A 12,823-nucleotide genomic window follows, 5' to 3' on the forward strand; every position below is an offset into this window, starting at 1 on the left:
TGAAGGCCTCGGCCCTCGGCGCCGTCGACGGTGCGGCCGGCGTCGGCGGTGCGGCGGCAGCTCCCGAAGAAACGGAAACCCGAGCATGTTGAAAGCGTGTTTGTGTACCACGGCAGCCCGGTCTACCAGACCGTGACGGCCGCGTGGAAAAAGGCGCTGAAGCGCGTCGGCATCCGCGACTTCCGCTGGCACGATCTGCGCCATACGTGGGCGAGCTGGCATGTGCAGCGCGGTACGCCTATCCAGGTGCTGAAGGAGCTGGGACGATGGGAAACGATGGAAATGGTGCAGCGCTATGCCCACCTGTCGGCCGATCATCTGTCGCAGTGGGTGCATGCGATAACCGAAGTGCCGGCGAAGCTACACCTGGCCGCAGTGTAGGTGCAATTTAGGTGTAATTCGGGGGGAGCGGGAACGGGTGAATCCGTTGGAACCCTTGTCAGACTTGGTGCGCCCGGCTGGGATCGAACCAGCAACCCCTGCCTTCGGAGGGCAGTACTCTATCCATTGAGCTACGGGCGCTTCAACACGAAAGCGCGGCAACCTGAACAGGAGCGACGCCAAAGCGAGACCGAAAGGATACCCGGTTTCGGCCAAACCGTCCACCGGACGGCCTATATGACGGGATCGAGCGCCTGTTGCCCGCAATCCAGGCAATGCCGGCCGCGCCCCGCGATGCGGGTAAACGCCTGCTGAACACCTCGCCGCGCCCCTCGCCGCCGCTGAAATGTTGCGTCTATAATCGTCCGTGCCTGATTAAAGAACAAGAAGTTGCCGTCACGCTGTACCGCTCACATACCCACGGAGACGAGACAAGCATGAGCGAAGCACCACACGGAGCCCCAATCAAAACCCCCGGGCAGCTCATTGCCGCGATCATTGCCAGTTTTGCGGTACCGATCGTCATCATCGTTCTGCTAGTGATCTACGTCGATAACTCGACGCGCACAGGCGCTGGCACAGACAGTCTTTCCCAAGCCGAGGTCAGCGCGCGCATCAAACCGCTCGCCCAGGTCGACATTCGCGACGCCAATGCTCCACGCGTCTACAAAACGGGCGAAGAGGTCTACAAGGCCGTTTGCTCCGCCTGTCACGCAGCGGGTGCGGCAGGCGCGCCGAAATTCACCAACACCGCCGACTGGGCGCCGCGCATTGCGCAGGGCTTCGACACGTTGTGGCACACGGCGCTCACCGGCAAGGGCGCGATGCCCCCGCGCGGCGGCACCAGCCCGGACGACTACAGCGACTTCGAAATCGCCCGTGCGGTGGTCTACATGGCGAACAATTCTGGCGGGAGTTTCCCTGAACCGGCGCAACCGGCAGCGGGTGCGGCAGCCGCCGCCTCGGGCGCTGCCGCCGCCGCGCCGGCGGGTGCTTCGGACGCAGGCGCCGCACAAGCCGCTGCCGCGATGGCAGCCATGGCCAGCGTGCCGCAAGCGGCTGCACCGGCAGCCGGCGGGGCACAAAGCGCAGACGCCTCGCAAGCCGGCAAGGCGCTGTATCAGCAGGTTTGCCAGGCGTGTCACGCGGCCGGCGTGCTGAACGCACCGAAGTTCGGCGACAAGGACGCGTGGGCGCCTCGCCTGAAAGACCCGATGGACACGATCTACAACTACGCACTGCACGGCAAGGGGGCGATGCCGCCCAAAGGCGGCTCGACAGCCTCCGATGCGGACGTGAAGGCCGCCGTCGACTACATGGTCAGCGCGGCGAAGTAAGGCGCTCCCGGCGGTTGTCGCAGAACAAAAAAATCCCTGCACCGTGGCGACACGGGCAGGGATTTTTTCTTCAAGGCTTCTGCAACAGCGCCTTCAAACTCGCGAGCCGGTCTTTCGGTGACATCGGCGCTTCTTCGGGGGTCGGCGGCGGCGCATCGTCGAGCAGCATCTCGGGGATGAAGCGTGACGGCTCGCACACCACGGTTTCGCGTGCGCGCTTGCGCTTCTTGCACCAGTTCAGATGCAGGCTGCGCTGCGCACGCGTGATCGCGACGTACATCAGACGACGCTCTTCCTCGATGCGCGCGTCGTCGATCGGCTCGTCGTCCGGGCCGCCGCGGTGCGGCATGATGCCTTCTTCGACGCCCACCAGAAACACGTGCGGATACTCCAGCCCCTTCGACGCGTGCACCGTCGAGAGCCGCACGGCGTCCGGATCTTCTTCGCGGCCTTCGAGCATCGACATCAGAGCGACAGTCTGGATCAGGCCGAGCAGACTCTTGCCGGTGTCGCCGAGGCCGTCGGCGGTGTCGTAGCCGGTTGCCTCGCTCTTCTCCGAACCCTCGGGCTCAGCCTTGGTGCCTTTGCGCTTCAACCATTCCATGAACTCGAGCACGTTCTGCCACTTGGACTGCGCCTGACGTTCGTCGAACGCGTCGTACAGATAGGCTTCGTAGTGGATCGCGTCCATCAGTTCGTCGAGCAGCGTGCCGGCGGCATCCTTCTCGGCGCGATCGGTGAGGCGCTGCATGAAGTCGCAAAATACACGCATCGGTTCAATCTGACGCGGTGACAGGCGCGCCTCGATGCCGCCCATATACACCGCTTCGAACAGCGACACCTTCGCCTGGCCCGCAAACGAGCCGAGCGCTTCGAGCGTCGTATTGCCGACGCCGCGGCGCGGTGTGGTGATCGCGCGGATGAACGCCGGGTCGTCGTTCGCGTTGGCGATCAGGCGCAAATACGCGCAGATATCCTTGATCTCGGCTTTGTCGAAGAACGACTGCCCGCCCGACAGCACATACGGAATCCGTTCACGACGCAGCACCTGTTCGAAGATGCGCGCCTGAAAGTTGCCGCGGTACAAAATCGCGTAGTCGCGGAAATTCGCGCGCCGCTCGAATTTGTGCGCGGACAGGCGGAACACAACAGACTCGGCCTCGTGCTCTTCGTCGTTGCAAGGTGTGACGGTGATCGTGTCGCCCATGCCGTGTTCGGACCAGAGCTTCTTTTCGAACAGCTTCGGGTTGTTCGCGATCACGTTGTTCGCGGCGGTCAGAATGCGCACCGTCGAACGGTAGTTCTGCTCGAGCTTGATCAGATGCAGCTTCGGAAAATCCTTGCTGAGCTGCCCGAGATTTTCGAGCGTTGCGCCGCGCCAGCCATAGATCGCCTGATCGTCGTCGCCGACCGCCGTGAACGCCGCGCGCTTGCCGGCCAGCAGTTTCACCAGTTCGTACTGGCAGGCGTTGGTGTCCTGATACTCGTCGATCAGCAGATAGCGCAGCTTGTTCTGCCAGCGGTCGCGCACCTGCTCGTTCTTCTCGAAGAGTTCGGCAGGCAGACGGATCAGGTCGTCGAAATCGACCGCCTGATACGCATGCAGCGTCGCCACGTAATTACGGTAGACGATCGCGGCCTGATGTTCGTCCTCGTTCGCGGCGATCGCGATCGCCTGCTCGGGCATGACCATGCCGTTCTTCCACAGCGAGATGATCGACTGGATCTTGCGGATGAAGCCCTTGTCCGTCGAGCCGACCTGTTCCTGGATCAGGCCGAAGCAGTCATCGGAATCCATGATCGAGAACTGCGGCTTCAGGCCGACGTGTTCCGCTTCCTGCCGCAGAATCTGCACGCCGAGCGAGTGGAAGGTGCAGACCGTCAACTGGTTGACGGGCACTTTGCGGCCTTCCTTGCCGGGCGTGGTGAGCGTCTTGCCTTCGAGCAGCTTGCCGACGCGCTCGCGCATTTCCAACGCGGCCTTGTTCGTGAACGTGACGGCGGCGATGTGGCGCGGCTCGAAGCCTTTGGCTTCGATCAGGTGGGCGATTTTCTGCGTGATCACGCGCGTCTTGCCGCTGCCTGCGCCGGCGAGCACGAGACACGGACCGTCAAGATAACGGACCGCTTCATTTTGAGCGGGGTTCAGGCCTGCGGACATCGTCTGTGGATGGGTAATGCGGTTGAGGGCGCTTGGGTTCGAAATCGCGAGACCGAAGGCCCGGGGGCATGCTGCACGGGGCGGGCGGCTGGAACAGACAACTCGCGTGGCAGCGAGGGCGTTCCGGCTCGCTGCGTTCCCGCGCGAGAGGAGCGATGTTAACACGGATGACCGCGACGGACGACCGCGTCGGATGCCCAGGCCGATGACGCCGCTCGCCACCGTGGCTAAGGAGCGCGCCAAGGCCGGCGCGGGTCGTCTCAACGAACGGCTGCGCCCGACACCCTGGCAGACTGTCACTGACAGCCTCCGCACCAATGCTGACAGCCCGCCTTCGGGACATGCCACAATTACAGTGTTGCGCGCCGTCGCCGCAGTGGCAAAGCGGCGCGCCGTTTTTGCAGGAAGACACGCATGTCCGCATCGCTGAAGATTGGATTGATGGGTTACGGTTTTGCTGGCGCGACCTTTCATGCGCCGGTGATCGAGCACTGCGGGCGAGCGAGCATCGCGGCCATCGCGACGAGTCAGCCCGAGCACGCGCTGGCCGATTACCCGCACGCGAAGGTGGTGGCCGATCTCGACGCGCTGCTGGCGCTCGAAGAAGTCGAGTGCGTCGTGATCGCGACGCCCAATGACACGCACTTCGACCTGGCGCGCCGCGCCCTGGAGGCGGGCAAGCACGTGGTGGTCGACAAGCCGGTTACCCTGACTGCCGCGGATGCCCACACGCTTGCCAACATTGCACTCGCCCGGGGCAAGCGGTTCGTGCCCTTTCACAACCGCCGCTGGGACGGTGACTTTCTGACCGTGCGGGATCTGCTGGCCAGCAGAGAATTGGGCCGCATCACGCAATACGAATCGCATTTCGACCGTTTCCGCCCGGAGGTTCGGCAGCGGTGGCGCGAAGAGACTTCGCGCGGCGGCGGTCTGCTGCTCGACCTTGGACCGCACCTGATCGATCAGGCGTTGGCGTTGTTCGGCGCACCGCAGACCGTATCCGCGACGGTTCGGACCCATCGCGAGCAGGCCAGCGCGCCGGACTACGTGCATATTCAACTAGGGTACGGCGAGTTCGAAGTGGTGTTGCATGCCAGCGCGTTGACTGCGCTAGTCGCGCCGAGGTTTGCGATTCACGGCACGCAGGGGAGCTACGTGAAATACGGGCTCGATACGCAGGAAGATCAGTTGAAAGCGGGCTTGCGGCCTGGCGACGAGGGGTTCGGCGCCGACAATACGGCGGGGGTAGTGCGTGTGCTCGAAGGCGATCAGGAAGTCGAGCGGGCGGTGCCTACGCGTAACGGGGAGTATGTTGGCTTTTATATTGCGCTGGCGGACACCATTCAGAATGGCGTGAAATTCCCGGTCAGCGCTCAGGATGCGGTCGACGTGATGACGATTATCCAGCTTGCTGCCCGGAGTTCCGAGGAAGGTACCCGGCTTCCGTTTGAGCGTATTCGCTGACTTTTCCCTCCGCTACGGAGCGCTTTGGGCGCCCTTTGGCGGTAGCACACCGACCATGCCGCCGCCAAAGGGAAAAAGTCCTGACAAGCCCGAAAGGAACATAACGTTACAAATAACTCCGCCTCCCTGGTCAGCGCGAATCCCGGATAATCCGTTGCTACCCCAGTAGCACCACAAAATGACAACGACTTCCGGAGAGTCCATGCCCCGTATCGCCCGCGCAGTAGCAGCATGCGCATTGCTCAGCTCCCTGGCCGCCTGCGTGGTGGCCCCCCAGCAACCCGCGCCGGCACCGGCACCGCGTCCTAACCCGCAGCAAATCGCGGATGAGCGCCTCCATCAGGTCGACGGCCGTATCGACAACCTGAGCCGCCGCATTGACGCGCACGTCAACCAAGGCTACTACCCGCCCCCGCAAGGCGGCGCGTTGCATCACCGCCTCGACGTGATCCGTCAGGAAGCGCACGACATGGCAGCGCAACACGGCGGCGGCCTGTCCGGCGACGAACAGCGCGTGCTGAACCAGGAACTGGACAACGCGGCACACGCCATCGGCGAATAACCGCGCCGGTTCAGGCACTGCAGCAAAGAAGCGCGGGCATCACGTCCCGCGCTTTTTTTTTAACTTTCGCGAGCCCGCAGCGCCAACCCCCGCGCCCCTTGCGGGCCTTTATTTGACAAGCCCCCGGCCCTCGCGTACATTCGCCGCACGCGTCGGGAGAGCGTGCTGGCCGCAGAGAATCGCAGGCCGCGCCGCCGAAGGGGCACACCCGCAAACTCTCAGGCAAAAGGACCGACTGCGTCGAAAAACCCGCGCCCAGGCAACATCAGGGCATCGGTTTTTCGCACTCTGGAGAGCGGCAGTAGCCGTCTGCATTGAGCAGACTTTGGCAGGCTGCCCACCGAAGGGGCGCGCGCTTCACCGTGGCGATCACGGCTTCAACATCGCACGGCAGCGCAATCTCTCAGGTATCGAGGACAGAGGGGTCATGCAACGCAATCGCTCGCAGCCAGCAGGCCGCGAGGCGTAGTGCCGCATGGCCTTTTTTGTTTCGCGAGACGCCTGAGGCCCCATGACCGAACTCAAACACACCCCGCTCAACGCCACCCATCGTGCGCTTAACGCCCGCATGGTCGATTTCGGCGGCTGGGACATGCCCGTCAACTACGGCTCGCAGATCGACGAACACCGCGCCGTGCGCACCGACGCCGGCATGTTCGACGTCTCGCACATGTGCGTCGTCGATTTCACCGGCGAACGCGTGCGGCCCTTTTTCGAACATGCGCTTGCCAACAATGTCGGCAAGCTGCAAACGCCGGGCCGCGCGCTCTACTCCTGTCTGCTGAACCCGAATGGCGGCGTGATCGACGATCTGATCGTCTACTACTTCAGCGAGACGCACTTCCGCCTGGTCGTCAACGCCGGTACCGCCGAGAAAGACGTCGCCTGGTTCAGCAAGCTCAACGCCGAAGGCAGCTACGGCCTGACCATCACGCCGCGCCGCGATCTGGCGATCGTCGCCGTGCAGGGCCCGAACGCCCGCGATAAGGTCTGGCAAGTCGCGCCGTCCAGCCGCACCTCGACCGAACTCCTTAAGCCGTTTAACGCCGCGATCGTCGACAACACGCCGTTTGGCGAATTGATGATTGCCCGCACCGGCTACACCGGCGAAGACGGCTTCGAAATCGTCCTGCCCGCAACGTCCGTCTGCGAGTTCTGGGACGCATTGGTACGTCAAGGCGTGCGCCCCGCCGGTCTCGGCGCGCGCGACACGCTGCGTCTCGAAGCCGGCATGAACCTGTACGGCCAGGATATGGACGACAACGTCTCGCCGCTCGACGCCGGCCTCGCCTGGACCGTCGATCTGACCTCGCCCCGCGACTTCGTCGGCAAAAGCAAGCTCGAAGCCGATGGCTCACAGGCCTCGTTCGTCGGTCTGATCCTGCTGAAGGAAAACGGCAAGGCGGCAGGCGTGCTGCGTGCTCACCAGAAAGTCGTCACGCCGCAGGGCGAAGGCGAAATCACCAGCGGCACTTTTTCCCCCACGATGCAGGAATCGATCGCCTTCGCGCGCGTGCCGAAAGGCGTGCAGCCAGGCGACACCGTTCACGTCCAGATTCGTGACAAAAACGTACCCGCAAGCGTGGTAAAACTGCCGTTCGTACGCAACGGCAAAGTGCTCGCAGTTTAAGCAGCCGGCGCGTGCGTTTACCTTTTTAAGTTCATACCGAATAACACCGCATAGGAGCATCCGATGAGCATCCCGGCCGATCTGAAATACACCGAATCGCACGAGTGGGTCCGCACCGAAGCGGACGGCACGCTGACGGTCGGCATCACCGACCACGCGCAGGAAGCGCTCGGCGATATCGTCTTCTTCGAAGTCCAGGAACTGGGCAAGACCGTCGACGCTGGCGACACCGTCGCCGTGATCGAATCGGTAAAAGCCGCTTCCGATATCTACGCGCCGGTTTCGGGCGAAATCATCGAAGCGAACCCGGCCGTCGCCGACACGCCGGACGGCGTCAACAGCGCACCGTACGAGAACTGGCTCTTCAAGATCAAGCCGGCCGCGGGCGCATCGCTTGACCGCCTGATCGACGCGGACGCGTACTCGAAGGCGATCGGCGCCTGATTCACCGCACGTTGCACCATTACGTTTAAACCCGACAGGCGCGGCGCGTCCGATTCAACCGTCGAACGGACGCCCGCACCGGCAGGAACACCTCATGAAGCTCGAACACCCGGATCGTCTGATGAACCGCACTCCTCTCTCGCTCGCCGCGCTCGAAGTGCATGATGCCTTCGCTGAACGGCACATCGGCCCGGATTCGGCCGACCAGCATGCGATGCTCGAAGCCCTCGGCTTCGCGTCGCGCGCCGCGCTGATCGACGCCGTCATTCCGAAGACGATCCGCCGCACCGAAACGCTGCCGCTCGGCCCCTTCGCCCAGCCGAAGAGCGAAGCCGAAGCGCTCGCCGCACTGCGTGAGCTGGCGGACAAGAACCAGGTGTTCCGCTCGTACATCGGGCAGGGTTATTACAACGCGCACACGCCGACGGTGATCCTGCGTAACGTGCTGGAAAATCCGGCGTGGTACACCGCCTACACGCCGTATCAGCCGGAAATCTCGCAGGGCCGTCTGGAGGCGCTGCTGAACTTCCAGCAGATGATCGTCGACCTCACCGGTCTGGCGATCTCGAACGCCTCGCTGCTCGACGAAGCAACCGCTGCCGCCGAAGCGATGACGCTGCTGCAACGCATCGGCAAGCCGAAGTCGAACGTGTTCTACGTCGCCGACGACGTGCTGCCGCAAACCATCGAAGTGGTGAAGACGCGCGCCACGCCGGTCGGCATCGAAGTAAAAGTCGGCCCGGCAGCGGATGCGGCGAACGCGAATGCGTTCGGCGTGCTGTTGCAATACCCGGGCGTGAACGGCGATGTGCGCGACTACCGCGCACTTGCTGATGCCATCCACGCAGCGGGCGGCCACGTGGTGGTCGCCGCCGACCTGCTCGCGCTGACCGTGCTCACGCCGCCGGGCGAATGGGGTGCGGACGTGGCCGTCGGCAACACGCAGCGTTTCGGCGTGCCGGTTGGTTTCGGCGGCCCGCACGCGGCTTACCTCGCTGTGCGCGACGAATTCAAGCGCCAGATGCCGGGCCGTCTGGTCGGCGTGACCGTCGATGCCCAAGGCAATCCGGCGTTGCGTCTGGCTCTGCAAACGCGCGAACAACATATCCGCCGCGAAAAGGCGACCTCGAACGTGTGTACCGCGCAAGCGCTGCTCGCGATCATGGCCAGCATGTACGCCGTCTACCACGGCCCGCATGGTCTGAAGACGATCGCGCTGCGCGTGAACCGTATCGCGGCGCTGCTCGCAGCCGGCGCGAAGAAGCTCGGTTACACGCTCGTCAACGACACATTCTTCGACACGCTCACGTTCGAAACCGGCTCACGCACCCAGGCGCTGCATGACGCGGCGACGGCCAAGCGCATCAATCTGCGCCGCGTGAGCGACACGCGCGTCGGCATCTCGATCGACGAAACCACCAAGCGCAGCGATCTGGCCGATCTGCTCGCGGCATTTGCGCAAGCGGCATTTGTCGAAGAAGTCCCGCAAATCGACGCCCTCGACGCAGAACTCCCCGCCGAGAACAGCGTGCCCGCCGCGCTCGAACGCACCAGCGCGTACCTCACGCACCACGTGTTCAACCGCCACCATTCGGAAACGGAAATGCTGCGCTACCTGCGCAGCCTCTCCGACAAGGATCTGGCACTCGACCGCTCGATGATCCCGCTCGGCTCCTGCACCATGAAGCTGAACGCGACCTCGGAAATGCTGCCGGTCACGTGGCCCGAATTCGGTCAGATTCACCCGTTTGCTCCGGCTGAGCAAACGGTCGGCTACCGCGAAATGATCGATCAGCTCGAACAGATGCTGGTCGCGGCCACCGGCTACGCAGCCGTGTCGCTGCAGCCGAATGCCGGCTCGCAAGGTGAATACGCGGGTCTCTTGATCATTCACGCGTACCACGCATCGCGCGGCGAAGGCCACCGCAATGTCTGCCTGATTCCCGCTTCGGCGCACGGCACGAACCCGGCGTCGGCGCAAATGGCCGGCATGCAGGTCGTCGTCGTCGCTTGCGACGCGCAAGGCAACGTCGATATCGCCGATCTGCAGAAGAAGGCCGATCAGCACGCCGACAAGCTCGCGGCGATCATGATCACGTACCCGTCCACACACGGCGTGTTCGAATCGAACGTCCGCGAAATCTGCGAGATCGTGCATGCGCACGGCGGCCAGGTCTACGTCGACGGCGCGAACATGAACGCGATGGTCGGCCTGTGTGCGCCGGGCCAGTTCGGCGGCGACGTCTCGCACCTGAATCTGCACAAGACCTTCTGCATTCCGCACGGCGGCGGCGGACCGGGCGTTGGTCCGGTCGCGGTCGGCGCGCATCTCGCGCAATTCCTGCCGAATCAGATTTCGTCGGGCTATGAACGCACGCCGAACGGTATCGGCGCCGTGTCGGGCGCACCGTACGGTTCCGCGTCGATCCTGCCGATTTCGTGGATGTACATCGCGATGATGGGCGCGAAGAACCTCACGGCTGCCACCGAAACCGCGATTCTCAACGCGAACTACGTCGCGAACAAACTCGCGCCGCATTACCCGGTGCTGTACTCGGGCCCAGGCGGACTGGTTGCGCACGAGTGCATTCTCGATCTGCGTCCGATCAAGGAAACCAGCGGCATCACCGTCGACGACGTCGCCAAGCGTCTCGCCGACTACGGCTTCCACGCACCGACCATGAGCTTCCCGGTGCCGGGCACGCTGATGGTCGAGCCGACCGAATCGGAATCGAAGGAAGAGCTCGACCGCTTCATCGAAGCGATGATCGCGATCCGCGAGGAAATTCGCGCCGTGGAAGAAGGCCGCTCGGATCGCGAAGACAATCCGCTGAAGCACGCGCCGCATACGGCGGCGGTGGTCATCGCCAACGACTGGAAGCACGCCTATGCGCGCGAAACCGCGGCGTATCCGCTGCCCACGTTGATCGCGAAGAAGTACTGGCCGCCGGTCGGCCGTGCGGACAACGTGTACGGCGACCGCAATCTGTTCTGCTCCTGCGTGCCGATCGCCGACTACGAGTAAGCGTGGCCGCCAACCGCGCATCGCCTGAAGGTTGTAAGCAGGCGTTGCGCGGTTCTGTCGCTTGTCACTGCAAACGGCTAACATCACACACCGAATCAGCCTAACGAGGAGTTTCGCATGGCGCGAAAGGTGCGATGGATGCAAAGCCGGACCGAAGCAAGGCGAGCCCAGACGTGGCAGCAGGCTTGCACACTGTTGTTGGCAGGCGCAGCGGTGCTGCTGCCGCTGCGGCAGGCGCAAGCCGCGATGAATTTTTGTGCAGCGCCCGCGCTGCAAACCAGCGAGCGCACGAATTCCGATCCGGGCGTCAAAGCACTGGTGAGCAATGTGCAGGCGCATCTGAACGACCCGCCGCATGCGGTGGCGAAATTGCATACCGAAGGCACGTTGCCGCACGAGGGCATCTACGATCAAAGCGTCGAGGCGGAGAAGGATCTCGATCTGCTGCGCGACGCCGCGCTCGCCTGGCGCGCGACCAGCGAGGACCGGTATCTGAAGCTGGTCGACCGCCTGCTGTATGCGTGGGTCACGACTTATCAACCCAGTTTCAATCCGATCGACGAAACCCATTTCGAAGGCCTGATCCTCGCCTATGACATGACCGCGAGCGCGCTGCCGGTGAAAACGCGCAACGCATCGATGGCGTTCCTGACCAAGCTCGCGAGCGGCTATATCGAGCAGATCGACGCGCAGCCACGGCCGCTCAAGGGCACGTTCAAGAACAATTGGCAAAGCCACCGGATCAAGCTGATCGCGATGGCCGCGTTCACGCTCGATAACCGCAAGATGATCAACGCGGCGCAGCGTTTGTTCGACGAGCATATCGGCGACAACATCGCGCCGGACGGCTCAACGGTGGACTTCGCCGAGCGCGATGCATTGCATTACGTCACCTACGACCTGCAGCCGCTCGTGACCGCCGCGCTCGCCGCGCGCCGCCACAACCGCAACTGGTTGCCGGAGAAGGGGGCAAACGGCGCGTCGCTGCAAGCCGCACTGAACTGGCTCACGCCGTATGCGGACGGCAGCAGGACGCATGAAGAATTCGCGCATTCGAGCGTTCCGTTCGATGCCAAACGTCGCGAGGCCGGTTTGCCCGGCTATTCGGGTCAATGGGATCCGAAAAACGCGACAGAACTGTTTCACCTGGCGGCGCGTCTCGATGGACGCTATACGCCGATCGCGCTGCAGCTCGCACCGACGCCGCCCGCGTGGCTCGCCGTGTGTTTACCGCTGCCGGCGCGCTAAACTTACTTTTATCAGCAGGGAGCAGTAAATGGCAGTTAGCGTGTTTGACCTCTTCAAAATCGGCATTGGTCCGTCCAGTTCGCATACGGTCGGGCCGATGCGTGCGGCGCTGATGTTCGCGCAAGGGCTCGAACGCGATGGGCTCCTTGAGGCGACGGCATCGGTGAAAGTGGATTTGTACGGCTCGCTCGGTGCGACCGGCAAGGGGCACGGCACCGATCGCGGCGTGATGCTCGGCTTGATGGGCGATGCGCCTGACACGGTCGATCCGGACACGATCGCGCAGCGTCTGGAAGCGGTGAAGGCGTCGCGCAAGCTCGCCTTGCTCGGCACGCACGACGTGCCGTTCGTCCAGAAAGATCACATTTCGTTTTATCGCCAGGCGCTGTCGGAGCATCCGAACGGCCTGAAGCTGCGTGCGTTTGATGCGCAGGGCGAGACGCTGCGCGAGTCGACGTATCTGTCGGTGGGCGGCGGTTTTGTGGTGACGGCGGGCGCGCCGAACACGAAGGTGCTAAGCGCCGTCGAACAATTGCCGCATTCGTTCCGCAGCGGCAACGAATTGCTCGCG

General features: G+C 63.5%; 9 protein-coding genes, 1 tRNA gene, 1 pseudogene and 2 riboswitches. Of the genes and pseudogenes, 9 read left to right on the forward strand and 2 right to left on the reverse strand.

The annotated features are described in order from the left end of the window. Window positions 1-51: 51 nt before the first annotated feature. Window positions 52-381, forward strand: a pseudogene (locus GNZ12_RS37200) (tyrosine-type recombinase/integrase); the annotation flags it as partial. Between the two features lie 65 nt (window positions 382-446). On the opposite strand, the gene GNZ12_RS37205 reads toward GNZ12_RS37200, so the two are convergent. Further along, window positions 447-522, reverse strand: a tRNA-Arg gene (locus GNZ12_RS37205). Between the two features lie 296 nt (window positions 523-818). Between GNZ12_RS37205 and GNZ12_RS37210 the strand changes: the two genes are divergently transcribed. Beyond that, on the forward strand, window positions 819-1,718 hold the full coding sequence (locus GNZ12_RS37210; RefSeq protein ID WP_172317125.1) for a c-type cytochrome: 900 nt from the start codon (window positions 819-821) through the stop codon (window positions 1,716-1,718). A gap of 70 nt (window positions 1,719-1,788) precedes the next feature. Here GNZ12_RS37210 and GNZ12_RS37215 read toward each other — a convergent pair whose 3' ends face one another. Beyond that, window positions 1,789-3,879 carry a UvrD-helicase domain-containing protein gene (locus GNZ12_RS37215; RefSeq protein ID WP_172317127.1) on the reverse strand — a complete coding sequence of 697 codons (2,091 nt, stop codon included), beginning with the start codon at window positions 3,877-3,879 and terminating at the stop codon, window positions 1,789-1,791. Window positions 3,880-4,293: 414 nt separating this feature from the next. On the opposite strand from GNZ12_RS37215, the gene GNZ12_RS37220 reads away from it, so the two are divergent. From GNZ12_RS37220 to GNZ12_RS37250, 7 genes are all read left to right on the forward strand, one after another. After that, on the forward strand, window positions 4,294-5,343 hold the full coding sequence (locus GNZ12_RS37220; protein WP_172317129.1) for an oxidoreductase: 1,050 nt from the start codon (window positions 4,294-4,296) through the stop codon (window positions 5,341-5,343). A gap of 202 nt (window positions 5,344-5,545) precedes the next feature. Then, window positions 5,546-5,905 carry a hypothetical protein gene (locus GNZ12_RS37225; RefSeq protein ID WP_172317131.1) on the forward strand — a complete coding sequence of 120 codons (360 nt, stop codon included), beginning with the start codon at window positions 5,546-5,548 and terminating at the stop codon, window positions 5,903-5,905. Window positions 5,906-6,048: 143 nt separating this feature from the next. Continuing rightward, window positions 6,049-6,149, forward strand: a riboswitch (glycine riboswitch). Between the two features lie 34 nt (window positions 6,150-6,183). Next, window positions 6,184-6,335, forward strand: a riboswitch (glycine riboswitch). 81 nt (window positions 6,336-6,416) lie between these two features. Then, the gene (gene gcvT, locus GNZ12_RS37230) at window positions 6,417-7,535 is read left to right on the forward strand and encodes a glycine cleavage system aminomethyltransferase GcvT (RefSeq protein ID WP_172317133.1); all 1,119 of its coding nucleotides are present in this window, start codon (window positions 6,417-6,419) and stop codon (window positions 7,533-7,535) included. 63 nt (window positions 7,536-7,598) lie between these two features. Further along, a complete protein-coding gene (gcvH, locus tag GNZ12_RS37235; protein WP_172317135.1) occupies window positions 7,599-7,979 on the forward strand; it encodes a glycine cleavage system protein GcvH in 381 nt (126 codons plus the stop codon). A 94-nt stretch (window positions 7,980-8,073) separates the two neighbouring features. Next, window positions 8,074-11,004 carry an aminomethyl-transferring glycine dehydrogenase gene (gene gcvP / locus GNZ12_RS37240; protein WP_172317137.1) on the forward strand — a complete coding sequence of 977 codons (2,931 nt, stop codon included), beginning with the start codon at window positions 8,074-8,076 and terminating at the stop codon, window positions 11,002-11,004. Window positions 11,005-11,121: 117 nt separating this feature from the next. Continuing rightward, on the forward strand, window positions 11,122-12,252 hold the full coding sequence (locus GNZ12_RS37245; protein ID WP_172317139.1) for an alginate lyase family protein: 1,131 nt from the start codon (window positions 11,122-11,124) through the stop codon (window positions 12,250-12,252). Window positions 12,253-12,280: 28 nt separating this feature from the next. Further along, a partial coding sequence (locus tag GNZ12_RS37250; RefSeq protein ID WP_328806122.1) for a serine dehydratase beta chain occupies window positions 12,281-12,823 on the forward strand: 543 nt, incomplete at its 3' end.

Origin of the sequence: Paraburkholderia solitsugae (assembly GCF_013177695.1) — a bacterium.
Classification (GTDB): Bacteria; Pseudomonadota; Gammaproteobacteria; order Burkholderiales; family Burkholderiaceae; genus Paraburkholderia; species Paraburkholderia solitsugae.

Coding starts and splice junctions, on each gene's coding strand:
- GNZ12_RS37210 (WP_172317125.1), top strand. CDS start 819: ATGAGCGAAGCACCACACGGAGCCCCAATCAAAACCCCCGGGCAGCTC.
- GNZ12_RS37215 (WP_172317127.1), bottom strand. CDS start 3,879: ATGTCCGCAGGCCTGAACCCCGCTCAAAATGAAGCGGTCCGTTATCTT.
- GNZ12_RS37220 (WP_172317129.1), top strand. CDS start 4,294: ATGTCCGCATCGCTGAAGATTGGATTGATGGGTTACGGTTTTGCTGGC.
- GNZ12_RS37225 (WP_172317131.1), top strand. CDS start 5,546: ATGCCCCGTATCGCCCGCGCAGTAGCAGCATGCGCATTGCTCAGCTCC.
- gcvT (WP_172317133.1), top strand. CDS start 6,417: ATGACCGAACTCAAACACACCCCGCTCAACGCCACCCATCGTGCGCTT.
- gcvH (WP_172317135.1), top strand. CDS start 7,599: ATGAGCATCCCGGCCGATCTGAAATACACCGAATCGCACGAGTGGGTC.
- gcvP (WP_172317137.1), top strand. CDS start 8,074: ATGAAGCTCGAACACCCGGATCGTCTGATGAACCGCACTCCTCTCTCG.
- GNZ12_RS37245 (WP_172317139.1), top strand. CDS start 11,122: ATGGCGCGAAAGGTGCGATGGATGCAAAGCCGGACCGAAGCAAGGCGA.